This is a genomic window from Paraburkholderia sp. BR14320 (genome assembly GCF_040948665.1).
Classification (GTDB): Bacteria; Pseudomonadota; Gammaproteobacteria; order Burkholderiales; family Burkholderiaceae; genus Paraburkholderia; species Paraburkholderia youngii.
The window spans coordinates 51,630-75,100 of record NZ_JBFPKG010000035.1 but is presented as its reverse complement, the minus strand read 5'-3'; the positions used below and the strand labels follow the sequence as shown (position 1 = coordinate 75,100).

Annotated in this window: 23 protein-coding genes; 11 read left to right on the top strand and 12 right to left on the bottom strand. The window is 64.7% G+C overall.

Going from position 1 to position 23,471, the window contains the following annotated elements; translation table 11 throughout:
* Positions 1-96: 96 nt before the first annotated feature.
* On the bottom strand, positions 97-1,188 hold the full coding sequence (gene phnS, locus AB3X89_RS27105) for a 2-aminoethylphosphonate ABC transporter substrate-binding protein (RefSeq protein WP_368586035.1): 1,092 nt from the start codon (positions 1,186-1,188) through the stop codon (positions 97-99).
* 615 nt (positions 1,189-1,803) lie between these two features.
* The gene (locus tag AB3X89_RS27100; protein ID WP_368586034.1) at positions 1,804-2,559 is read right to left on the bottom strand and encodes a DeoR/GlpR family DNA-binding transcription regulator; all 756 of its coding nucleotides are present in this window, start codon (positions 2,557-2,559) and stop codon (positions 1,804-1,806) included.
* Between the two features lie 255 nt (positions 2,560-2,814).
* Here AB3X89_RS27100 and AB3X89_RS27095 point away from each other — a divergent pair, with 255 nt between their 5' ends.
* Both AB3X89_RS27095 and AB3X89_RS27090 read left to right on the top strand, forming a co-directional pair.
* Positions 2,815-4,371 carry an ABC1 kinase family protein gene (locus tag AB3X89_RS27095; RefSeq protein ID WP_368586033.1) on the top strand — a complete coding sequence of 519 codons (1,557 nt, stop codon included), beginning with the start codon at positions 2,815-2,817 and terminating at the stop codon, positions 4,369-4,371.
* Between the two features lie 86 nt (positions 4,372-4,457).
* On the top strand, positions 4,458-5,327 hold the full coding sequence (locus AB3X89_RS27090; RefSeq protein WP_368586032.1) for a DMT family transporter: 870 nt from the start codon (positions 4,458-4,460) through the stop codon (positions 5,325-5,327).
* Between the two features lie 42 nt (positions 5,328-5,369).
* Here the strand turns inward: AB3X89_RS27090 and AB3X89_RS27085 are convergent, their stop codons facing one another.
* Positions 5,370-6,353: a L,D-transpeptidase gene (locus AB3X89_RS27085; protein WP_368586031.1), complete on the bottom strand. Its 984-nt coding sequence runs from the start codon at positions 6,351-6,353 to the stop codon at positions 5,370-5,372.
* Positions 6,354-6,770: 417 nt separating this feature from the next.
* Between AB3X89_RS27085 and nadE the strand changes: the two genes are divergently transcribed.
* Entirely contained in the window at positions 6,771-7,631 is an 861-nt protein-coding gene (nadE, locus tag AB3X89_RS27080) for an ammonia-dependent NAD(+) synthetase (RefSeq protein ID WP_368586030.1), read from the top strand.
* Positions 7,632-7,733: 102 nt separating this feature from the next.
* On the opposite strand, the gene AB3X89_RS27075 is transcribed toward nadE, so the two are convergent.
* The 5 genes from AB3X89_RS27075 to AB3X89_RS27055 form a co-directional block, all read right to left on the bottom strand.
* The gene (locus tag AB3X89_RS27075) at positions 7,734-8,009 is read right to left on the bottom strand and encodes an RNA-binding protein (protein WP_368586029.1); all 276 of its coding nucleotides are present in this window, start codon (positions 8,007-8,009) and stop codon (positions 7,734-7,736) included.
* A gap of 393 nt (positions 8,010-8,402) precedes the next feature.
* The gene (locus AB3X89_RS27070) at positions 8,403-8,762 is read right to left on the bottom strand and encodes a hypothetical protein (RefSeq protein WP_368586028.1); all 360 of its coding nucleotides are present in this window, start codon (positions 8,760-8,762) and stop codon (positions 8,403-8,405) included.
* Between the two features lie 71 nt (positions 8,763-8,833).
* A complete protein-coding gene (locus tag AB3X89_RS27065) occupies positions 8,834-9,508 on the bottom strand; it encodes a hypothetical protein (protein WP_368586027.1) in 675 nt (224 codons plus the stop codon).
* A 185-nt stretch (positions 9,509-9,693) separates the two neighbouring features.
* Positions 9,694-11,358 (bottom strand): S10 family peptidase, encoded by a 1,665-nt coding sequence (locus AB3X89_RS27060; RefSeq protein WP_368586026.1) that lies wholly within the window; start codon positions 11,356-11,358, stop codon positions 9,694-9,696.
* Between the two features lie 79 nt (positions 11,359-11,437).
* Entirely contained in the window at positions 11,438-12,997 is a 1,560-nt protein-coding gene (locus tag AB3X89_RS27055) for a protease pro-enzyme activation domain-containing protein (RefSeq protein ID WP_368586025.1), read from the bottom strand.
* A gap of 306 nt (positions 12,998-13,303) precedes the next feature.
* Here AB3X89_RS27055 and AB3X89_RS27050 point away from each other — a divergent pair, with 306 nt between their 5' ends.
* Positions 13,304-13,816, top strand: a complete 513-nt coding sequence (locus AB3X89_RS27050) for a DUF1993 family protein (protein ID WP_176126064.1) — start codon at positions 13,304-13,306, stop codon at positions 13,814-13,816.
* Between the two features lie 35 nt (positions 13,817-13,851).
* Here AB3X89_RS27050 and AB3X89_RS27045 read toward each other — a convergent pair whose 3' ends face one another.
* On the bottom strand, positions 13,852-14,178 hold the full coding sequence (locus tag AB3X89_RS27045) for a YnfA family protein (RefSeq protein WP_368586024.1): 327 nt from the start codon (positions 14,176-14,178) through the stop codon (positions 13,852-13,854).
* 139 nt (positions 14,179-14,317) lie between these two features.
* Between AB3X89_RS27045 and AB3X89_RS27040 the strand changes: the two genes are divergently transcribed.
* Positions 14,318-14,491: a DUF1289 domain-containing protein gene (locus tag AB3X89_RS27040; RefSeq protein WP_013091438.1), complete on the top strand. Its 174-nt coding sequence runs from the start codon at positions 14,318-14,320 to the stop codon at positions 14,489-14,491.
* A gap of 53 nt (positions 14,492-14,544) precedes the next feature.
* Here the strand turns inward: AB3X89_RS27040 and AB3X89_RS27035 are convergent, their stop codons facing one another.
* Positions 14,545-15,225: a LysE family translocator gene (locus AB3X89_RS27035; RefSeq protein ID WP_368586023.1), complete on the bottom strand. Its 681-nt coding sequence runs from the start codon at positions 15,223-15,225 to the stop codon at positions 14,545-14,547.
* A gap of 156 nt (positions 15,226-15,381) precedes the next feature.
* On the opposite strand from AB3X89_RS27035, the gene AB3X89_RS27030 reads away from it, so the two are divergent.
* Both AB3X89_RS27030 and AB3X89_RS27025 read left to right on the top strand, forming a co-directional pair.
* Positions 15,382-15,852: an Lrp/AsnC family transcriptional regulator gene (locus AB3X89_RS27030; protein ID WP_368586022.1), complete on the top strand. Its 471-nt coding sequence runs from the start codon at positions 15,382-15,384 to the stop codon at positions 15,850-15,852.
* Positions 15,853-15,938: 86 nt separating this feature from the next.
* Complete coding sequence (locus AB3X89_RS27025; RefSeq protein ID WP_013091435.1) at positions 15,939-16,172, top strand: hypothetical protein; 234 nt, start codon at positions 15,939-15,941, stop codon at positions 16,170-16,172.
* A 70-nt stretch (positions 16,173-16,242) separates the two neighbouring features.
* Here AB3X89_RS27025 and AB3X89_RS27020 read toward each other — a convergent pair whose 3' ends face one another.
* Together AB3X89_RS27020 and AB3X89_RS27015 are read right to left on the bottom strand one after the other, a co-directional pair.
* The gene (locus AB3X89_RS27020; RefSeq protein WP_368586021.1) at positions 16,243-16,719 is read right to left on the bottom strand and encodes an OsmC family protein; all 477 of its coding nucleotides are present in this window, start codon (positions 16,717-16,719) and stop codon (positions 16,243-16,245) included.
* A gap of 45 nt (positions 16,720-16,764) precedes the next feature.
* A complete protein-coding gene (locus tag AB3X89_RS27015) occupies positions 16,765-17,136 on the bottom strand; it encodes a hypothetical protein (RefSeq protein ID WP_368586020.1) in 372 nt (123 codons plus the stop codon).
* Between the two features lie 147 nt (positions 17,137-17,283).
* Here AB3X89_RS27015 and AB3X89_RS27010 point away from each other — a divergent pair, with 147 nt between their 5' ends.
* The 4 genes from AB3X89_RS27010 to AB3X89_RS26995 all read left to right on the top strand — a co-directional run bounded on the left by AB3X89_RS27010 (position 17,284) and on the right by AB3X89_RS26995 (position 23,458).
* On the top strand, positions 17,284-19,287 hold the full coding sequence (locus tag AB3X89_RS27010) for a VTT domain-containing protein (protein ID WP_368586019.1): 2,004 nt from the start codon (positions 17,284-17,286) through the stop codon (positions 19,285-19,287).
* A 60-nt stretch (positions 19,288-19,347) separates the two neighbouring features.
* Positions 19,348-20,139, top strand: coding sequence for a phytanoyl-CoA dioxygenase family protein (locus AB3X89_RS27005; protein ID WP_368586018.1), 792 nt, complete (start codon positions 19,348-19,350; stop codon positions 20,137-20,139).
* 524 nt (positions 20,140-20,663) lie between these two features.
* Positions 20,664-21,926, top strand: coding sequence for a phospholipase A (locus tag AB3X89_RS27000; protein ID WP_368586017.1), 1,263 nt, complete (start codon positions 20,664-20,666; stop codon positions 21,924-21,926).
* A 299-nt stretch (positions 21,927-22,225) separates the two neighbouring features.
* Complete coding sequence (locus tag AB3X89_RS26995; protein WP_368586016.1) at positions 22,226-23,458, top strand: hypothetical protein; 1,233 nt, start codon at positions 22,226-22,228, stop codon at positions 23,456-23,458.
* Positions 23,459-23,471 lie beyond the last annotated feature (13 nt).

The following is a 23,471-nucleotide window of genomic DNA, read 5'->3' as shown; positions in this document are numbered from 1 at the left end:
TCGTCCTCCAACAGAATTAATGCTGATGCGGCGCCGCGCAGTAGCTGCGAAGCGCCGCCTGGACCGACAACGTCAGACGTTGCTTATCTGAGTCACTTACTTCGGCTTGACCACTTCGGTCTCTTTGCCCGAGGAACCGATCACGTCGCTCTTCCAGCGCGCGGTCCAGTCGGCCTTCTTCGCCATCACGTGATTCCAGTCGACCGGAATCAGCTTGACGCCGCTGATCGCCTGCTTGACCGTTTCGCCGTTCTTGCCCGCGAGCGGCACGTCGCTGCGCGCCGGAATGCCGAAGACGTCCGGCACCTTCGACTGCACTTCCGTCGACATCAGATAGTCGATCAGCTTCTTGCCCTCGGCCTGGTTCGGACCGTTCTTGATCAACGCGATCGCGTACGGCAGCTGGAACGTGGTCGGCTGGCCGCCGGGCGTAGCGGCGAGGAACACCGGCTTCAGCGACAGGCCGCCGTTGGCCGCGTCGTCAAGATCCATCTGCAGATCGCCGTTGGCGACCGCGATCTCGTTACGCGACAGCAGCACGTCGAGATAGCCCGTGCCCTTGGTGTGGAACTTGGCGCTCTGCTCGAGCTTCTTCAGATAGTCGAACGCCTTGTCTTCGCCCATCAGCGACGAGGTCAGAATGATCACCGCCATGCCGTCGCCGGCGGTCGCCGGATTGGAATAGGCGACCTTGCCGGTGAAGTCCGGGTGCAGCAGGTCCGCGAACGTCTTCGGCTGGTTTTTCGTGACTTCGGGGTTGATCGCGAACGAGAAGTAGTTGTTCACGAAGGTGGCCCATGCGCCGTTCGGCGCCTTCGCGATGGCCGGCACGTTCTTGTAGTTGGCACTCTGGTACGCCTGCAGCAGACCGCTCTGGTCGGCCTGCTGGATGAACGGCGGCAGCGTCACGAGCACATCGGCCTTCGGCTGATCCTTCTCGATGGTCGCGCGGTTCACGACTTCGCCGCTACCCGCCGTGACGATATTGACCTTCACGCCTTCCTTCTTTTCGAAGGCAGGCAGCACATCCTTGTATAGATTTTCGAGGCCGTCGGCCGTGTACAGCACGACGGCGTCGGCCGCATGAGCCTGCATCGCGGCACCGCCGAACGCTGCGGCGGCGACCAGCGCCGGCAGCAGTTTGCGCGCGAGACCGGCCGCGGCGTGAAGGGAATTCGTCTTTTTCATGTCGCTCTCTCCGAAAGGCTAAAAACCAGACGGTCGGGATAACCCCATACCTGTAGTGATTGAACGGCGGCACGCGCCGCCTGGCGTTGCCCGCTGCGGTTGCCGCGCCGGTCTGTCGTGGATTGCAGATTGCCGACAACTTTGCCGCTTCTCGCCCAGCCTGACTGACAGCCCGTCTCCGACACCCGCGCTGCCTGCCGCGCCTGAGCGGGCACGGGAAGAATCACAGGTTTCGATGACAGGGCCGTGACGATTTTGCCGAATTCCAAAAAAAGACACAAATTGCCAATTCAAGCCAACCGAAGGAATTCGTCGCGCCGCGCAAAATGAAACCCCGCGCGCCGATCCCGTGTGGATCGTACATGGCGAAAATGACGATGTATGCACGATGCATCGACAAAATTGCGAAGGCGCGGGGCTGCTCGCGGACGCGGTGCTCGCACGGCGCGCTGGCCGTGCGCGTCGCGGGCCCGGCGGTTGCCTCGGCTGCGGTGGACGCGCTCCTGACAACGGCGCGTATTGTGCCCGGCCGTTCCAATTTCTGGAGCGAATCCCGCGGCTTTTTTTAGTTAGATTTTGGCGGGTGAGGAATGGCGTTCAGCGCGAGGAGCCGTCTCACGCGATCAGAATCTCCGGACCATGCGCGGTGATCGCCTTCGCCAGCGCGCGCTCGGGCGCCAGTTCGGTGACCAGATACCGCGCCGACTCGATACCGTTGATGCGCACCGGCGTCACGCGTCCGAACTTCGAATGATCGGCGACCACCACCACCAGGTCGGCCGCGGCGATCATGCGGCTGCGCACTTCGGCCGCCATGCGGCTGTAGTCGGTCAGATAGCCGTCCGGGGAAATCCCGCCCGCGCCGATGAACGCGAAATCGGCGTGGTACTGCGTGACCTGGTGGACCGTGTCGAGTCCGAAGGTCGCGTCCTCGATATCGGACAGCTCGCCGCCGAGCAGCGTCACACGATTGTCGTTGCGTCGGCCGAGCAGCAGCGCGATGCGCCAGTCGTTCGTGTAGACCGTCAACCGATGCCGGTCGAGCAGCGCCCGCGCGACGGCCTGCGTGGTACTGCCGGAATCGATGATCAGCGACGCGCCGTCCGGCACGAACTCGGCCGCGCGCTCGCCGATCGCACGCTTGGCGCCTGCGTTCTCCGCTTCGCGCGTATCGAGATCAGGCTCGCGCCGATCGCTCGACAACGCGCCGCCGTGGGTCGTCACGAGCAGGCCGCGGCCGGCCAGTGCGTTGAGGTCGCGACGGATCGTTTCGCGCGATACGTTCAGTTCGCGCACCAGTTCAGCGACCGACAGCGCGCCGTTCTTTGCGACTTGCGCGAGGATGTATTGATGACGTTGTTCTGCGAGCATCTGTGCGCCGTGGTTGAGGAAGGCCGCCGTATTGTATTACGCGTACTGTGCGTTGTTGGTGCGGGCGCGCAGGTTGCGCTGATGGCGCACTCATCGCGCGCTCAGGTTGCGACGAGCCGCCCCTGCACGCGAACACGCCGCCACCGCGCCGACCTGCTAACCTTGACGGCTGGACTCTTCGGCCATGCGGCCAACACCACGCCGCTGCCCGGCCGAGTCCCACGCACAACGCCTCGCCCGTCAACCGAACCGCCGATGCCGCCACTGTTTCGCCGTCTACTGCTGCTGTTCCATGCGCTACGTTACGGCGCGCGCCTGATCTGGCTCGCCGCCCCGCCCGACCACAAGCTCCATTGGATGATCGAGCTGATCGGCCGCGTGCATGCGTCCGAGCGCAGCGGCGCGCAGTTGCATGGCCTGCTGCCGGCGCTCGGTCCGCTCGCGAGCCGCTTCGCGCAGACGCTCGCCACTCGCCCCGAGCTCGCGAGCGGCACGCTGCACGACGCGCTGGACGCCATCGATCACATGGAAGCGCCGCTGTCGCCGGACGACTCCGCGCTGGCCTTGACGCGCGCGTTCAACCGGCCGCTCGGCGAGCTGTTCAGCGCGGTCGACCTCGTGCCGGTGCGCAGCGGCTTCGCCGAGCAGACCCATTTCGCGCGGCTCGCGGTGCCGGTCAAAGGTCACTACGAGGTCGCCGTCAAGCTCGTGCGCGCGCAACAGTTGCAACAGATCGGCGATGAGCTCGCGCTATTGCGCTGGGTCGCGCGCTGGCTCGAAAAGCTGTCGCGCGTCGCGCGCCGGATGAAGTTGCGCGCGCTCGCGCAAACCTTCACCGACGACATCCTGCGCCGCTTCGACCTGCGCGCCGAAGCCGCGAACCTGAGCCAGACCGGCCACCATTTCGACGGCGACAAGCGCATCGTCGTGCCGGACGTGATCTGGGAGCTGTGCACCGATCACACGCTGACGATGCAGCGCGTCAATACGCTGCCCGCGAGCGACCTGCCCGGCCTGCACGCGCACGGCATTAAGCTGGCGCCGCTCGCCGCGCATATCGTCGAGGTGGTCACCGAGCAGGCATTCGAGCATGGCTTCTTCCACGCGACGCTCGATGCGCGCCGCGTGCGCGTCAGCATCGAGCCCGACACGCTCGGGCGCCTCGTGCTCGCCGAGTTCTCGATCATGGCGACGCTGTCGAGCGGCGAGCGCGAGTTCTTCGTGCACGGCGCGACCGCGTTGTTCGACCAGGACTACGCGCGGCTCGCCGACATGCATCGCGAGGCCGGCCACGTGCCGGACGACACGCGCCCCGAGATGCTCGAAGCCGAACTGCGCACGCGCGCCGAAGCGCACTTTGCGGCGGCGCCCGAGGATCGCTCGGCGGGTTCGCTGTTTCATCATCTGCTGCACGGCGTGCAACCGTTCGACGGCCAGGTGTCGGGCCAGCTCGCGACCGCGCAGCGCTCGTTCCAGCAGGCGGAGATGCTCGCGCGAACACTGCATCCGGGCGTCGATACGTGGAACATCGCACGTGGCGTGCTTGCCGATATCGCGCGACGCGATCTCGATCATCGCGGCTGGCTCAAGCGGCTGTCACACGAGCTGCCGCATCTCGCGCATATGCTGCCGCGCGTGCCGCAACTGGCGGTGCGCTATCTGCAGCAGCACGATCGCGCGGGTACGCCGCAGCAGAACGCGCAACTGCTCGCGGATCTCGCGCGCGAATACCGGCGCACGCGTTGGCTGTTGTGGGCGTGCGCGGTCTGCGGCGGCGCGCTCGGAGCGGGGATGACGCTGATCGCGTGGTGACGGTCCCGCGCGCATTGCAGCTTTGAACAAGACGCGCGCCGCGCCTGGGGCCAACATGGCGGCTTTTTTAACCTCCTGCCGCCCCGATGCTCGCCACTTTTGTTGCCGCCGTGTTCGTCGTGCTGTGGTCGACCGGTTTCGTGGTCGCCCGCGCGATCACGCCTTACGCCGATCCCAATCTGTTTCTGCTGGCCCGTTTCGGCGGCACCGCGCTGATCTTCGCGCTGGCCGCGCTCGCCGCGCGCTCGGCATGGCCGACCGGACGTAACCTGGGCAAGCACCTGACCGCCGGCGCACTGCTGCAAGGGGTCTATCTCGGCGCCGGCTACTGGGCCGTCGCGCAAGGTCTCAGCGCGGGCGTGATGGCCTTGCTCGGCGCGCTGCAGCCGCTCGCGACGGCCGCCGTCGCCGCGCCGCTGTTCGGCGAGCGCTTGTCGCGGCGCGGCTGGTGCGGCATGGCGGTCGGCCTCGCCGGCGTCGTGCTGGTGCTCGCGCCGAAGCTCGCTGCCGCGACGCCGCCCACGCACGGCAACGCACCGGCGTGGCTGGTCGTGCTGATATCGATCGTCGCGGTGGGGGCGATCACGGCGGGCACGCTGTTCCAGAAGACCTCGCTCGCCAAGGCCGATATTCGCAGCGCAAGCGCGGTGCAGAACGTCGGCGCGGCTGTCGTCGCGGGGGTGCTGGCGCTCGCGCTCGGCGAGCATCGCTGGATCGCGTCGCCGACGCTGTGGGGATCGCTCGCATGGGGCATCGTGATGCTGTCCGGCATCAGCGTCACGTTGCTCGTCTGGATGGTCCGGCGCGGGGATGCTTCGCGCGCGACCGCGCTGCTGTTTCTCGCGCCGCCGCTTGCGGCGCTCGAAGGCTATCTCGGGTTCGGCGAGACGCTGCTGCCCGTGCAAATTGCCGGGTTCGCGGTCGCGCTGGCTGGCGTGTTGTTGGCGAGGTCGTGAGGGGCGCCCCGCGCTGGTATTGCGACAAGGACAAGGCGCCAGTCAGTCCGCCGTATCCGCGTGCGCGGGCATCTTTGCGCGCGCGACCGCGCCGGGGACTGGCGACCACGCTGGCCGGCTCTTGCGCTGCGAATCGACGACGACGATAAAACGCCCCGCCCACGGCATGATCTGCCGATCGCTTTTCAGCACCCACAACGACTGGCCTGAATCAATGAGCTGCTGGTATTCCGCGTCGAGAATCCCGTAGTGATCGAGAAACGTGTTCAGCGACGCGGGAATTCGCACGCAGCCCTTCGAATGGCGAATACCGAGCAGTGGTTCTAGCCGATCGGGGTCGGTCGCGTGCATCTGGAAACGCATCTGCGACATGCCGCCCTTGCCCCAGCCGCGTTCCCCCTGGGCCCAGCCGAGGTCGAAGATACGCATATCGCGCCGGCCATAACCGCGAATGTGGTTTTCGTTCTCTGTGCCCTCGGAGCGGAAATCCATATTGTCGGGCGTATGTTCGAACACGCCGAGCGGCGTAATGAAGTGGTCGTACTCGCCTGGCCGTCCGGTGGATACCGGCGATGCGCCGATCATCTGCCAGTCGTCGGCGGGCACCGCGCGGAAGTAAATCAGGAGCGTCTGCACGTTCGCGTTGCGATCGACGAGCACTACGTACTCGCCCGACACATTGCCAAGCTCGTTCTCGTTGAGCGCCGTCTCCAGACGGTCGGCGTACGCACGCTGCTCCGCGGCGGGCAGTCTGAGCCGGCGCGTCACATCCTGCGCGAAGACGTCGCGCAGCAGCAACGCGCGACGCGGATCGACGATGCCGGCCGCGTCTGGCGCGGCGACGGTGGCGGCGTCGATCGTGCCTAACGGCTGACTCACGCCATTCCACGCTTGCGCCGAAGTGGTCGCATTCACCGTATGCACCGCCGATGTTGCGGATGCGGGCAACTGAGTAGTACCGGTCACCGCTGCATGAACCTGCGCCGCTATCGCGCCGGCGCCTGCCGATATGACGATTGCGCACATCCAAGCGCAAATCCTCAGGTGGTTCAATCCAGGCTGGCCACGCCGATCTGGGTATCTCATCGCGTCCTGAAACAAACATGATTATTATTGATTGACACGCCGGATCCCTGTGGCGTTCGGTACGATCGATGTTACTCAGCGAATTGACGCGTGTCGATGAATATACCCTCTAACTTGCGACCTCTTCAAATCGATGGCTATTTCCCCGCAATCGACGCATTAGTGAAATGCAATTAATTCGCAATTAAATCGGTCATCGGAAAATCAGGCCACGAAAGCGAAGGACGATTTCATTTTCGGACGAAAGATCGCCCGAATACGGCGGTAGATCCCGATACTCAAACGGTTTTTCAGCCGGCTTTCAATCTGTTTCACGCCGTTTCAACCGCTTTTTCTCCCGCGAGGACAACAACGATCATGGCTCCATCCGATCCCGCCGCCCGCCAGGCCCGCATCGCGGCCGAAATGCACGTCACCGCTAAATTCGACGCAAGCCGCGAAATCGAGCGCCGGGTCGATTTTCTGCCGAACTATCTGCGCAACAGCCACCTGAGAACTTATGTGCTCGGCATTAGCGGCGGCGTCGATTCGACGACGGCCGGGCGTCTCGCGCAACTCGCGGTCGAGCGTTTACGGGCGAACCATTACGACGCGCGTTTCGTCGCGGTCCGTCTGCCTTACGGCAAACAGCGCGATGAAGCGGATGCGCTGGAGGCATTACGTTTCATTCGCGCCGACGAAAATCTGACTATCGATATCAAACCCCCCGCCGATGCGATGCTCGAGTCGCTCGATAAAAGCGGCGTGTCGTTCAAGGACGAATCACAGCGGGATTTCGTGCACGGCAATATCAAGGCGCGCCAGCGGATGATCGCGCAATACGCGGTGGCGGGTGCGCGCGCCGGTGTCGTGATCGGCACGGACCACGCGGCTGAATCGGTGATGGGCTTCTTTACGAAGTTCGGCGACGGCGGCGCCGACGTGCTGCCGCTCGCCGGGCTCAGCAAGCGCCGCGTGCGCGCGCTCGCACATACGCTCGGCGCGCCCGACTCGTTGGCGCACAAGGTGCCGACCGCCGACCTCGAGATGCTGCGGCCGCTTCGTCCCGACGAAGACGCGTACGGCATCCCGTACGACGCGATCGACGATTTCCTCGAAGGCAAGCCGGTCAGCGATACCGTGCGTGACGTGGTGCTGCAGTTTTACAACGCGACGCGTCACAAGCGGGCGCTGCCGTACACCCCATTCGACTGGCAGGCGTCGCCGGATGGGCAATGATGACGCAGCGCAAGCGGCTCTCAAACGAATAAAGGCGGTGGACCGGCGCGCAACGTTGCGCAGGTCCACCGCCTTCGAAAAGAATCGGCCTTACTGAACCGCCTACGGCGCTCGCTGCTCCGGCGGCGGGTCGTCGCTGAACAGATCGGCGCTCGCTTCGAGCGCTTGGCCGCCCAGATGCTTGCCGTGAATCTGCCGCGCGATCACGTCGCCGACATACGGCACGCTCGCGTCGAGTTCCACCGTCGCGTAGGCGTTGGGCTTGCCGGCGTCCACCACCTCGACGTGTTTCGCGTAGTGGCCGAGTTCGCGCTTCAAAAATTCCCGCACGTCCTGCTCGCTGCACGATTCGGCGATATTGCGCACGGTCAGGTTCATGCGGACTACCCTCGCCGTGCCTGCCGGTCAGCCCGTCGGTCTGAGCTGGCGATACGCACCGGTCGCAGCGCGACACGCTGCTTCGTCTGAGCCGCGGCCAGTGCGCGAAGTGCGACGACGCCGGTCGCGCCGGCCAACCCCATAGCGAGCAATGACAAAAAGAAGGCCATCGTTCCAATCTCCTGTGCAAGTTTCATCCTGTTGTCAGGATAGCCCGCTTCGACAGCGAACACACTGTGACGCAGTGTCGTAGGCAACGGCGAAACAACCCCCGTCAATGCACTGTACCTGAATCAGTCGCGCCGATCCCGGAAAACATCGGCTGCTTCAGCAGCTTGCATGCCCGGCACGCGAGACGCATCGAAGTGAGCAAAGGCGGCCTGATCGCGCCGATCACTCGGCCGCTTGCACGTTCTCCGCGCTTACCCACCAAGCATTCTTACCGTGCGGCAGTCGGACCAGCACCGCGGAAGGATCGTCGACGCCGTCGTCGGCGATCTGGCAAACCGGCAGGCCGTCGGGCAGACGCTTCACTTCACCGGCGGCCTCGAACAGCGCGATTCGCCGCGCATCCAGCGGGCGCAGCTGCCGATATACGTCGAAGCTGAGCGCCGCGGGCACGTCGCCGTGAATCTCGAGTTCATTGGCGCGCGCGCAATGCGCGGGTGCGGCGGCAACCGCGGCAACCGCGGCTGCGCTGCCGCTCAGGCAACCGATCGTCAGCGCAACGGCGGCGAGACGGAAATAGGTCATCGTGTTTCTCCGAAAAAAATGAGAGGGCAGCGAACCGTGGCTCCGCGACGACTGCGCAAGCGCGGACGCGCTCAACGCCCGCGCTCATGCGCGTCGCCGCGCCGGCTGTCTTCGCTGTCGACGCCGTCGTCGTCGTCAGTCGAGACGTCTAGGCGGCTCACGTCGCACGAGGCCTGGCCGAAACCCGCGTACACCGCCGACCAGTTGCCGACGATCGCCGCTTGCGCCTGCGCGAGACTCAGCTTGCCTTCGCAGACGCAGCGCTTGAGCATCGCCGCCGCGCGTGCCTTGCGGCGCTCGCCCTGCGGGCCGGCCCACGGCAATAGATCGAGATTGGCCGGCGCATCGGGCGAGCCGCCGAGCATGATCGGCACGTGCCGGTCGAGCGCAAACGCGGCGCTGTCATCCACATCGATGCCGCGCGCGGCAAGCATGCGGTCCTTGTGCGCCATCAGTTCGTCGAACGGCGGCGCGACGGTTTCCGCATAGCCGGGGCGACAAATCGTCCGGCCGATCGACTGCTGGGTCACGCGGTCGTCGAGGACGGCGCGCGGTTGCGCGGTGGCTTCTCCGATGCGCAGCGCCAGCAGTGCGCCGACGATAACGAGCAGCGCAAGTTGCGTGATGCGCACGCGCGAGCGAAGAACGCTCTTGCGCCCGAGCCGGGGCGCGTTGGCCGGGGCATTGCTGCTGGTGGTGTCGCGGGGAATACCGCGCCGATGCGTGTCTGCGATGCCTGCGTTCATTCGTCTGCGCGCCGGCGGCGGCACGCGGTAGTTCAATTCGCAAGGCAATTAAAACACATTCAATCTGGATGAGTATAAAAGCCCGACATGGCAGCGCGCCGTTTGCCGGCTCGCGGCAGCCGCCGCGAGCCAGAGCAGACCAGCACGACGCGACGTCGATGAGCCGCGACGCCCCACCACCTCCGCTACTTCGCCACCCGCGCCTGCAACGCGCGGATCCGCCCGAGCGCCTGCGCGTTCGACACCGTCTCTTCGTACATCTTTGCCAGGTCGGCTTTCAGCGCGGTGCGCGAACCGCCGTCGAGATACACCATATGCCCCGATGGATAGAACCGCGCCGACAGGTTCTGCCGCACCTGCTGACTGACCAGCGGCATCTGCTGCAGGTCGAGCACGGTCTGATAGAACGGCGTGACGAAATCGAAAAAGCCGTTCGCCGACAGCACCTTCAGGTCGGGATTGAGCGCCATCACGGCCGCAAGATCGCCGGCCGTGTACAGAATGATGTTGCCTTTCGAGTCGACGCCCTTCTGCGCGCCGGTCGGATCGATATGGCTGAAATCCCAGTACTTGAACGCCTGATCGTTGAGGTCGGTGAACGACGAATTCGACGTGTACTTCAACTGCTCGTTCAGATACACGTTCCACATCGTCGTGTAGACGCCGCTGACCGCGGTCATCGTCGGATCGTTGCCGCCGGAGTTCGGGTCGATCTTGCCGGCGATGCCGGTGTCGATCGCGGTCACGCGGCCGTCGTAGGCGCCGAGCGCGAGGCCTTGCGACTTCAGCAAGGTGGTCAGGAACAGCGAATTGCCGCGGCTGTCGTAGCCCGCGATGTCGAGGCTCCACGCGAGCAGCGTCGTTTTGTCGATACCGGTGTATTCGCTGAGTTTTTCGACGGTCGCGGTGTCGGTGGTCGGGAACTTGCGCAGCGCGGCCAGGTAGTCGGTGCGTGCGAACTGCGCGACCTCCTCGGCGAACGTGCCGAGATCGGTCGGCCGCGGCGCGACGCCGAGCTTCTTGTGATACCACGCGTCCGCGGCCGCCGTGGGCAGCGCGCCAACCGGGTTGCCCGACTGCGTGTAATCGAGAATCGACGACTGCAGCGTCACCCCGTTCAGATCGACGCCATCCTCGTGCAGCCGGTACGCGAGCACGCAGCTGCGCGCCGTGCCGTAGGACTCGCCGAACAGATACTTCGGCGAATTCCAGCGGTTGTTCTTGGTCAGAAACCGCTTGATGAACTGCTTGATCGAGTCCGCGTCCTGATCGACGCCCCAGAAGTCGCGATTCTTCTTCGGCGCGATCGCCGCCGAATAGCCGGTGCCGACCGGGTTGATGAATATGAGGTCGCTTTTGTCGAGCAGGCTGTCCGGATTGTCTTCGAGCGAATATGGCGCCGGCGGCGTGAAGCCCGGCATCGACGTCTTGATGCGGCGCGGCGCGAACGAGCCGAGCAACACGAACACCGACGACGATCCCGGCCCGCCGTTATAGAAGAACGTGACCGGCCGCGTCTCTTCCTTCTGGTTGTCCTGCGTGAACGCGACGTAGAACATCCTCGCCGACGGCTGCGAACTGCTCGGATCGACGATCACCAGGTGGCCCGCCGTTGCCGTGTAGTTGATGTTGTGCCCCCCGATGGTCACCGAATGATGCGTGATGGCGGCCGTCTCGACCGTATCGGTAACCGAATCGTCCGGGCCGTTGCCATAGGCGACCGGGTCGAAGAACGGCTGGTCGCCGGCTTTGTGCGGCGTGCTCGTGGCGGTGGACGCGCCAGCCGAGGCCGTGGCATGCGTGTTGTGCGGCGAATGCTGGCTACCGGAAGCTGATTCTGTATTCGTCATGATCGCTCCAAGGGTTCGTTTTATTGCCGTGCGTCCTCGTTCTTACGTCTTGTTGTTGTGTTATGCGCTGTGTTGCAGACTATAGTGCTCCCGCCACCTTCCCGCCATTGGGGCTGCCCAGGCCCGTGCAGGCGTCCCATCCCTTCGACGCCGCAAAACTGCCGTTGTTGCCCTGGGTGATGTCGTTGCAGACGCCCGCCGCCTTGTACAGTTTCGCGTTGACGAAGCCGACCGGCTGTCCCTTCGCCGCGTTGATGCGCGCGATCAGCGCCGCCCACAGCGGCGCGACCGCGCTGGTGCCCCCCACCACCGTTTGCGTTCCGTCGACCAGCACGTCGTAGCCGGTCAAGGGCGAGGCATCGCCCGCGACGTCCGGCACGCCGCGCCCGCTGAGCGGCTGGCTGCCACCGCCCGTCATCGTGGCCGACAAACCCTGCTGCCACGCCGGCAACTCAAACGCGGCGCTGACGCCGCCGCCGCTCGCACCGCCCTGTGCACCGTCGTTCCACACGACCTCACGCGTGATCGCCGAACCGGACGCGCTCAGGTGCGTGCCGCCGCAGGCGAGCACGTACGGGCTCGATGCCGGGAAGTCGACCTGGTCGCCGCCGCCCGAGCCGTCGCTCGACCCGCTGTCCCCGGAAGCCGCACAGATTGTCACGCCGAGCGCCGCCGCCGATTGCAGCACGCTGTTAAGCGCATTCATTGACTGGCTGGTCCACACCGACTCCGGCGCGCCCCAGCTGATCGAAATGACCGACGGCTTGTGGGTCGTGTCGTGCACCGCGCGGCTCACCGCGTCGATGAAGCCGGCGTCGCTGTTCGGCGTGAAGTACACGGCGATGGTTGCGCGCGGCACGATCGCACCGACGATCTCGATGTCGAGCGTGACCTCGCCGTCCGGCCCGTTCGGGTCGCCGCTCGGTTTGTTGCCGGCCTGATCGACGCTGACCGCGGTCACGGTCGGCTCGCTGACGCCGAGGCTCGAGAAATAGGTCTTCAGGTCCGACGTGTTGTAGCCGCCGCCGAGCTCGATGATGCCGACGCACTGGCCGCCGCCGTCGCCTTGCGGAAACTGGTAGAGCGACGCGAGCTGCGGCGGCGTGAACGACTCCTGCTGCGCGCGCGCCGCCACGAACGGCGGCCGGATACGGAAGTGCGGTCGCGCCTGCGGCCGGTTGTCGAGCCCGAGCACCGCCTCGACGACGCCACGCAGGTCGTCCGGCACGCTGATGGTGCCGGTGCGGCCACGGAACTGGCCAGCCGAGTGGTGCTGGTAGCGTTCGAGCTTCACCTCGAACGCGCTCTGGAATTGCGCGATCGTGCCGCTCAGCAGCACCGAGCGCGCCGCCGGGTCCTCGCGCACGACGGTGAGCCCATGCGCGGCAGCGAACGCGCGGACTTTCGCGATGTCATCGGGCGCGGCGCCGTAGTCCTGGGCAAGCGCCTCGCGCGACAGCGGCTTCACGCTCGCGTCGCCGGCCTGGATGCGTTTCATCAACGCGTCGAACTGCGCCTGCTGCTGGCGGCGCAGCATCACGAAAACCTCGATCCGCTCGGCGGGATCGCATTGCCCGATGACCGTGGTGCCCTGCGCGACCTTACGCTCGCTGCCCGGCAATGGATACTTGCTGACCATGGTGTCGACTCTCCTGTTAGCGTGGCTTCGCACACGGTCATGCACGACCGCGCGGCCCGGCGGGGGCAAGCACGCCACGCGTCTGCACGAAGCGCATCGTTTGCGCGATACGCGGCAGGGGTTGTTCAAGAACTTCGTCCAAGCGTCCGACCCAGGTATTCGAACACAGTTCCGACGCGCGCGGCAGTCGTCCGGATGGCTAATGCGCGGCGCGGATGCGACACGCTATGATGCTGGAGCGGCATTCCCGCCGTTTCATTGCCGCGCGCGCCGCCTGCGCGCACGATCGAGAAATCAGAGGAACCCATGTCAATTTCGATGTATCAAGCATCACTGCCAGTGCTGATTCGCGGCCTCACCAACCTGCAGGCCATCCTCGGCAAGGCCGAGGCGCATGCCGCCGCGAAGCAGATCGAACCGTCGGTGTTCACCAATGCCCGGCTCGCGCCGGACATGCTGCCGCTCGTGCGCCAGGTGTATATCGCGAGCGATACCGCGAAGGGCTGCGCAGCGCGCCTCGCCGGCGTCGAGCCGCCGAAGTTCGAGGACGTCGAGCAGACTTTCGATGAACTGCGGGCCCGTATCCAGAAGACGATCGATTACCTGAAGGAATTCAACGAGGCGCAGATCGACGGCTCGGAGAGCCGCACGATCACGCTGAAATTGCGGCCGGGGCCGATCGAGTTCACGGGAGCGTCGTATCTGTTCGGTTTCGTGCTGCCGAACTTCTTTTTCCACGTGACGACCGCGTACGACATCCTGCGTCATAACGGGGTCGAGCTCGGTAAGCTCGACTATCTGGGCGGGATGCAGCAGTAAAGGGAGCGGGTGGGTCGTCGATCGCGGCGCCCCGCTCACACGTGCAGGCGCGGCTGGAATGCGATCACCGCCATGCCGGCCAGCGTCAGCGCGGCGCCTGCCGTGTCCCATAGCGTGGGCCGCACCTCGTCCACGACCCACAGCCACGCAATCGCCACCGCCACGTACACGCCGCCATAGGCCGCATACACGCGGCCCGCGGCGGTGCCATGCAGCGTCAGCAGCCAGGCGAACAGCGCGAGGCTTGCCGCGCCGGGCAGCAACAGCCACGCCGAGCCGCCCTCCTTTAGCCAACGCCAGGGCAGGTAACAGCCGAGGATCTCGGCAATAGCGGTCACGACATACAGCAGGAAAGTTTTCATCGACGAACGTGAGAAGGTGATTGTGTCGCCGCGCGTGCGCGCGGCGGCTGCGCTATCGGCTTTATTAACACAATCACTTGGCATCGTGCGCGCTGGACGTGCGACAGTCGCGCCACTTCAACTCGAACGGCCACCGGTCATGAGCATCGCATCACCCTGCGTCGATATCTGCAAGTTCGACGACAAAACCGGCCTTTGCATCGGCTGTATGCGCACGCGCGACGAATGCAAAAGCTGGAAAAAAATGAAGGACAAGCATCGCAAGAAAATTATCGAGGACCGGCCGCGGCGCGAGCGCAAGCTGAAGAAGTGAGCGGCGGACATCGCCGCTCGGCCGCTCACGCAATCTGACGCCAGCCTCGAGGGTCAATCCAGCGAAAGCCGCAGCGCGAAGCCGATCAACGCAGCCGAAAACGTCCAACGTTGCAGCGTTTGCGCCAGAGGATGGGCGCGCATCCAGTTGGCGATGCGCGCGGCGCCGATCGCATACAACGCGTCGAAGCATGCGCCGATCGCGAGCAGCACGACACCGAGCTCGATCATCTGCCACGCCACCGGCCCCGCTTCCGGCCGCACGAATTGCGGCAACAGCACCGAGCAGAACAGCAGCGCCTTCGGGTTCAGCAGATTGGTCAGCAGACCTTTGACGAACGCGGTCCGCAACGGCCGCGCCCCTCTATGCGCATCGCTCGAAGGAGTGGATTCCACTCGCGACGCGCCGGCCGCTTGTTTGTCACGTGCACCGGCGGGCAGTGCGAACCCGGGCGAGCGGAAAATCTGAATCCCGATCCACGCGAGATAGACCGCGCCGGCATAACGCACCGCGTCGTACAGCCACGGCGCGTTGCGCAGCAGCGCCGCCATGCCGCACGCCGACAGCGTCACGTGCGTCGCGCGCGACACGCCGAGCCCCGCGGCGGCAGCGAAGCCGCTGCGCACGCCGCGCGCGATGCTGGTTTGCAGGATCAGCGCCATGTCCGGCCCGGGCACCGCATAAACGACGATCAATGCCGCCACGTAGACGGCCAGCAGGTGAGCGGAAATCATCGGAGCCTCCTTGTTGTTCGAGGCTCCATCTTGCTATCGGAGACGGAGGGTTTGCTGGCGATTTTCGGCCAAGACTAATCCAAAAATAGCGGAATGCGCTAATATTTTCCTACGCAATGGCGCCTTCCACCAACCACCAGAAACCAGCTCCCCACCATGTCCGCCGACGATCTCGACAAAACCGACCGCGCGATTCTCGCCGCGCTGCAAAACGACGGCCGCATGTCGGTTGCGCGTCTCGCCGACATGGTCGGCCTCAGCGAGACGCCGTGCGCGCGCCGTCTGAAACGTCTGGAGAACGATGGTTACATCGACCGTTACCGCGCAGTGCTGTCGCGCGCTGGCCTCGGTCTGGGCGTGGTCGCCTTCGTGCTGGTGCGCTTCGCGGTGCACGACCGCGTGGTGGCGACGCGCTTCGAGCGCGAGGTGCAGGCGATCCCGCGTATCCTGTCGTGCCATAACGTGTCAGGCAGCGCCGACTACATCCTGCAGATCGTCGCGCGCGACCTCGACGACTACGGCACCTTCATGCGCGATGAACTGCGCAGCCTGCCGGGCGTGACGTCGGTGGAATCGGCCTTGTCATTGCGCGAAGTGAAAGCGTTTGGCGGTCTGCCGCTGTCCTGAACGCGAACGTGGCATAGTCACCCCTTTAGTCCCCTTTTGGAGCGGCGCGAGCCGTTCCGACGCAACCCGACGACCCCGGAGTTCTCATGGATCACGACAAGGCGCGAGCCGAAGAAACCGCCGCAATGGAACGCGTGTTGACCGCCACCAAGCGTGTGCAGACGGCGTTCGCGTCGCTGCAATCGCAATTCCCGCCGGCAGGCAGCGGCAAACCCTCGCAATTTGCGTTGCAGACTTTCGACGCCGCGCTGCAGGAACTCGAAGACGCGCAAGCCGCGTTCGACGAACTGCTCGGCGATCTGCTCGACGGCAATCGTTGAGCGCTAGCGAGCGTCTGACCGGCGCCCCACTCTCCAGCCGGCTCGCATGCCAGGCGCCGCCGCCCGCGCCTCAACGTGCATCCGTCTCCACCACCGCTTCACAGAGAATCGGAAAGTTGACCGAGTTCGCGATGTAGCACTTCTGATGCGCGACGTGATGCAGATGCATGGCCTGCTCGACGTCGCCGCCCGCGCGGATCGTCACGCGCGGGCGCAGCACGATCTGCGAAAAGCGGCCTTCGTAAGGGGAATCGAGCATCGTGCCTTCGGCGTCGTCGCGATAGTCGAGCACCACGATGCCCGCGTCCGAGCACAGATGCAGGTACCAAAGCTTGTGACACGCGCTCGCCGACGCGACCAGCAGGTCCTCGGGATTCCAGCGCGTCGCGTCGCCGAGAAACGCCGCGTCCGATGAACCCGGAATGTCGGGCTTGCCGTCGGAAGAAATCACGTGATCGCGGCCGTAGTCGCGGTAGCCGGAGGTGCCGCTGCCGCGGTTGCCGGTCCATTGCACCGATACGTGGTACTTGTGCTCGCCGTGTGCCATTCGCTTCCCCTGTGGTCGGATCGGATCTGCATTCTATACGCCGCCCTAGCGCGGCGGCGCCGCGCGGCCGGTCACGTTCGGCGCGCGCGGGTCGGGGCTCATGTAGAGCGCCGTACCGTTCGCGCGCATGTTGTTGAGCGCGCCGCCCGAGCCGGTCGCGCCACCGGAGCCGAGCCCATATGAGCCACCGGCCGACATGCCGGGTCCCGGCATCGCACTCGGACTGACGCCGGTACCGATGCCCATTGCACCGCCGGCAGCCGCATTGCCGCTGCCCGCGCCGGAGCCCGCACGGGTTCCGGTTTGGCTGCCGCCAGGACTGCCCAATTGCTGAGCCTCGACCGTCCCTGCGCCCCCCGCCGTCAACAGCGTCACGAGCAACGCCGACCACACGATCCCACCTGTTGCTGTCTTCATAGCTCCCCCTAGCGCATCGATCCGCCGAGCCACGATATCTATTCTGAGCCGATCGTCCGACCGCTGCAGAAGCGCCTCCGCCCGCGCCCACCGTTTGCCCGTGCGCGTTATGATCGGTCGTCTCGCCCAAACGGCCGATCGCGCACGATGGAGCACGCCTACAGCCAACTTTTGCATCTGCTCGCCGGCCACTCGACGTGGATGCTCGCGGTCGTGTTCCTCGCCGCTTTTTTCGAATCCATCGCCGTCATCGGCACCTTCGTTCCAGGCAGTACCGCGATGTTCCTCGCCGGCGCGCTGACCGGCACCGGCTCGCTGAGCCTTGCCTGGGTCTTCGTGTGGGCGATCGTCGGCGCGGTCGCCGGCGACGGCGCCAGCTTCTGGCTCGGCGATCGCTACAAGGAGCGTATCGTCACGCTGTGGCCGTTCCGCGCACACCCCGGCGTGCTCGACGCGGGCCAGCGCTTCTTTCTGAAGCATGGCGCGAAGAGCGTCGTGCTCGCCCGCTTCATCGGCCCATTGCGGGCGATCGTGCCGGTCGTCGCGGGCATGATGGGCATGCGGCCGCTGCGCTTCCTCGCGATCAACGTGCTGTCCGCGTTGTTGTGGGCACCCGCGCACATCCTGCCCGGCGTCGTGTTCGGCGCGTCGGTGCTGCTCGCGGGCGCGGTGTCGTTCCGGCTCGTCGTGATCATCGCGATGCTGGTGTGCATCGTGTGGCTCAGCTTTCGCGGCGCGGGATTCCTCGTATCGCACGCGAATGCATGGTCGAGCGCGGCGGGCCGTCATCTCGGCAGCTGGGCATGCCGACATCCGGGGCCGCTCGGCCGCATCGCGCGCCGCATGCTCGACCCCGACACGCCCGATGCGACCCATCTGCTCGTGACGTCGCTGATCGTGCTGGTGGCCGGCGCGCTTTTCTTCGGCGTCCTTGAAGACGTCGTCAGCGGCGATCCGTTGACCACCGTCGATCTGTCCGTCTATCACTTTCTGCAATCGGTGCGCACGCCGTGGGGCGACACGGTACTCGCGGCGCTCGGGACGCTCGGCAGCGGCATCACGCTGCTCGCGCTGGTCGTCACGGTCGCGCTGTGGATGGTATGGGAGAGGCGCTGGCGCACGATCACCTACTGGCTGGCTGCGGTCGTATTTTCGCAGTTGCTGATTCTCGGCCTGCAACTCGCGATGCGCCGCGCCCCGCCCAATGAGTTGATGGCAGGCCACTTCGTGTTTCCGAGCAATCACGTCGCCGCGACGGTGATCGTCTACGGATTTCTCGCGTTTCTGCTCGCGCGTCGCGTCGACAAGCTCGAAGGCGTGCTGGTTGCCGGTGCGAGCATCATCGTCGTGATCGTGGTCGCGCTTGCGGGCGTGTACTTCGGCCGCTACTGGGTGTCCGACGCGATCGGCGGCGCGGCGCTCGCGTATGTGTGGGTCGCGCTGATCGCGCTTACGGCGATCTGGCGGCATCCGCGGCCGCCGCCGCCGCGCCGTTTCATGCCGCTCGTGGTGCTCGCGGTGGTGGTGCTCAGCGTCGGCCTGCAGCTCGGCGTCGCCATGCCGGCGCCGCCGAACAGCGCGCCGCAACCACCACCGGTGCAGTTCACGCAGGCGCAGTGGGAGCGCTCCGAGTGGCGGCGGCTGCCGTGCTATCGCTCCGACATGGGCGGCGATCGCAAGGAGCCGCTGACGTTGCAATGGGTCTCCGAACCCGCTTCGATCCGCGAGCTACTGCGCGCGCGGGGCTGGGTCGAGGGCACCGACGTGTCCGCGCACAGCCTGCTGTCGCTCGCCTCACCCGATGTCGCGGCGGCGGCGCTGCCGGTACTGCCGAAGCTGAACAATGGCGTGCCGTCGTCGCTGGTCTTCATGCGGCCTGGCGAATCGCGCGAGGAACGTTACGTGCTTCGCTTCTGGCCGAGCAGTTACGCGGTCGGCAACGGCACTTCCGCGGCGCCGCTGTGGGTCGGCGCGTTCGCGCACGAGCGGCTGAGCCGGCCGTCCTGGCCGCTGAACATTCTGCGCATCGACCGCAATGGAACGCCGATCGACTCACGCGCCAGGTTGGGCGAAGAGCTCGGCGCGACGGTCCTCGCGCAAGTCGATTGTCACGGCGTGCCGGTGTCGCTGCTGGTCTCGCCGAGGGAATGAGCGTCATATGCAGGCTACTCAGGCAACCCCCGACTCAACGATTCGATAAAGGAGACAACCGTGGGCCGCTTTTCGACCGAACAACTCGACGACTACGCAGCGACGTTCGAACGCGACGGCATGGTCGTTCTGCGCCAGCACTTCCCGAAGCCGACGCTGCTCGCATGGCGCGACGCGTTCGCGCCATTGCTGCAACAGCAGATCGCCGCGCAGGCGACCGCCGTGCGCGGCGAAAACCGGCACTACATCACGCTGCCTTTCACGGGGGTATTCGCCGATCAGTCGATCTTCTGTGATCCGGACGTGCTCGGCATCGTCGAGCGCGTGGCCGGCGACGACCCCGTGATGTGCCAACTGGCCACCGACACGCCGTTGAACGGCTCGACGTATCAGGAGATTCATCGCGACACACCGGCGCTGTTCGACGGCGAAGCGGAGACCCCGTCGTTCCAGCTCGCGGTCAACTTTCCGTTATGTGACGTCACGCTCGAGAACGGCCCCTTCGAAACGACGCTGGGTACGCATCGGATGCGCGCCGAAGACGCGCTGAACGCGTGGCGCGACGGCCGCCTGCCGTTGCTTGCGATCACGATGGAACTCGGCGACGTGATGATTCGCGACGTGCGCGCGCTCCATCGCGGCACGCCGAACCGCACCGAGCTGCCGCGTCCGATGGTCGTGATCGGCTATAGCCGCAGCTGGTATTTCCGACCGGAAGTCCGCATCGACGTACCCGACTCCGTCTATCAGCAATTGGCACCACGCGCGAAACGCCTGCTGCGCCATATGCCGCGCGTAAGCGAACTCGACAATGCGTTCGCGCCGGAGCAATACCGGAAATTCGCCTATTGAAGTAAGTATTCATTCGTCGCATTGACCGCGCAACGAATTATCACGAAAGCGAATCGCTAATTGACGCGCAATTACATCGGATTGCGAGTGACACGCGATTTGACATTTAAACCTTCGTTGCGCAAATGCAACGACACGCCCGCATCATCCGCACTTCTGCCGCGCTATTTGCACCGATAGCGCTCCTAATTCATTTTTCCACTCACGCAATCCGAAATAGCGCTGGCAGAATAGGCAAAAAAACAGTTAGCGGGAATCGGCATGCACCGCCGTTCCTGCAACGAGACACGCGGACCCTGATTTTCTACCCAAATTCATGCTTTAACGCTATCGTCTTATTGCGACCTGAACTCGTAGACCACCAGGAGCTCCGTGTGCGGAATCGATCGATACCTCGCGTGAAGAAAGACCGCCAGTCCGCCATACGCAGCCGCCGCTCGCGTGGTTCCCGATTATCGTCAAGTCCGCTTTACGGCTCGCTTTCCCGCTCGTTGTCCAGGCTTCTTCCCCGGTTATCGCTTTGCATGAGCGCGCTGGTGCTCGCCGGCTACTGCGCGTATAGCTTCGCTGGCGTTTCCGTATTGCGTCCGCCGCGCGAAGCGCTATCGAGCAGTCCGCTCGAAGTGACGATCGTCTATGCCGGCGATCTGCCCGGCGGCACCGAAGTAGACGTGCCGGCGCAATTGAACATCGCGATCAGCAATACCGAGTTGATACCGCGTCGGTTGGCGCTCGCGCTCACTCGCGAAAGCGGCGCCCCGGAGCACCTGAAGCTAGCCGCCGGCGAACTGAGGGCAGTGCGCTATACCGGCACCTGGCCCGAATGGGCGCGCGGCGCGATGCAGATCGACGTGCCGGATCTCGACGTGTCGCCATCGTACGTGTTGCTGACGCATCCGCCGCGCTCCGGCAAGGACGCGGCGCTCGCGTCGGCCGGGGGCGCAAATGCAACGACGGGAACGACGGCGGCTGGCACCATGAGCGGCGCACCGTCGTCGTCGAGCCTGATCGCGTCGTCGCCCGCACCGTCGCGGCCGGATGCGCCGGTGCCGCAAATCAACACTTTCCTGAGCCGCTTCTCCGCCTACGAGCCGATGTACTTCGCCGATGGCTGGGGCCAGGATGGCGACAATCTCGCGAAATTCCAGCTGAGCTTCAAGTTCCGCCTCGTCATTCCAGACGACCCGCGCTCGCGTAGATTCGTGGACAACCTGTACTTCGGCTATACACAAACCTCGCTGTGGGCTATCGAGGAGTACTCGTCGCCGTTCCGCGACACGAGTTATTTGCCCGCCCTCTTCTACTACCTCGAAGACACCGGCTGGAAGAGCAAGTGGTGGAGCAGAATGGGCGTGATGGCCGGCTACGAGCACGAATCGAATGGACGCGACGGTCCGGAATCGCGCGGCGTCGACTATGTGTTCCTGAAGCCGATCTGGGATTTCGGCGACATCAACGGCTACCATCTGACCATCGAGCCGAAGATTTATTACTACACGCACATCGCCGGCGAGAACCATGACATCGCCGACTACCGCGGCTACGTGGATCTGCGGTTCATCTACGGCAGCCCCGATGGCGCGCAACTGGACACGACGCTGCGCAAAGGAACGAAAGGCGGCAAAGGCAGCATCGATACGCAGTTCACCTATCCATTGGCGAAGCTGATCAACAGCCGCTGGGGCGGTTACGTATGGCTCGGCTTCTTTAGCGGTTATGGCGAGGACATTCTCGACTACAACCAGCATCGCTGGATTGCGCGAATCGGCTATAGCATCACACGCTAATCCGGAATTCGCCGGAGATGCAAGCAAAGGGCCGCCGAGCGGCCCTTTTGCCATTCGAGGACGGCGCACGACGTGCCGTAATACCTCGAAAGTCCTGCCGTAATTCTTTCAAAAGATTGCCCAGAGCCGATTCCCACCCGGCGGGCAACCCGTCTTAAATCCGCTCGTGAATGCTGTGTGCACGAACAGACGGGCATATCGGTGCGGATTTCTCTAGAGTTGAAGGGTCGCCGGTCCAACCGGCTGGCCACGCCGCGCGCTGACTTTTCCAGCGTCTAATCAAAACCAAGGAAAAACCAATGAAAACCGCTCTCCTTAAAGACCTGTCGACCGTTTCAAACGAGCCAACCGGACTTCTTTTGCATCGGAATAGTGCACCGCTTGCGCTCAAGCACGAAATTCACCCGGAACAGATCCGGGATAGCCTGCCGGCCCGCCAGGGGGGAGTCGGCTTTCTGTTTCACGCGACCGATTGGGAGACCCTTTCATTTTCTTTTCACAACGTTCGCGAACGCAGCGAATCGTTCGAAGAAGAATTGTGGAAGACCAAGCCTTTCATCGCCTCGCCGATCTATTCGGGCTCGCAGGTGATCGGCGCGAATATCGCCTGCCCGGTGCCGCTCGAAATGTGGCTCGGCAGCCCGCGCGGCATCAAGCGCTTTCGCGCGACGCAATTCTTTCCGGCGCTGGAGCTCGCCAGAAAGGCGGGCTTGAACATGGTCGCGATGGGCGCGTCGACGCCGTACGCATGCAACTACGGCGCGCTGCCCCGGCCGGTCAAGCCACCTCACATCACGACCGGCCACGCGGCGACCGCGGCGATGCTGAAGGACTGGGCGATGCATTGCTGCGAACGGCTCGACCTCGAATTCGGCAACACGAAGCTCGCGCTGTTCGGCGCGGCCGGCCGGCTCGGCACGACGGTCGCCAAGTATCTGCTCTACAAGGATGCGCCGAAGGAACTCGTGCTGATCGATCTGCCGGACAAGCTCAACCTGCTGACCGATCAGGCGAACGAGCTGCTCGCGTCGGACCTGCTCGGCAAATCCAAAGTATCGGTGCATACGTTCAGCCCCGACACGCCGCTGCCCGACTTCGACGGCGCGATCCTCGCGAGCAGCACGAGCGTGCCTTACCTGAGCGCCGCCGATCTCAAACGCGCGCAATTCTGGATCGACGATTCGCATCCGCGCGCGGCCAGCGTCGAAGCGGAACTCGCTTCTCGCGGTCATACGCTCTATATTGAATGCTTCGCGCGTGGACCCGCTGAACTCGACACCGCTTTCCCGTTCCGGCTGCCGTCCACCCGCGACTGCTATACCTGCTTTGCCGAAGGCTATTCCGCGTGGCAAGAAGGCATCGCATCCGATTTCATCATCGGTAGCCCGCCCGTATGGTCGGTCTCTTATACTCATGGTCTCCTGAAGAAGTACGGCTTTTCGGTCGGACCGTTTCACGGCAAGAACGGCGATTCGCTCGCCGAAGGCGTCGCAGCACAGCAATTCAATACGCATGAAATGATGGGTTCCTGATGAACTCGGAGGC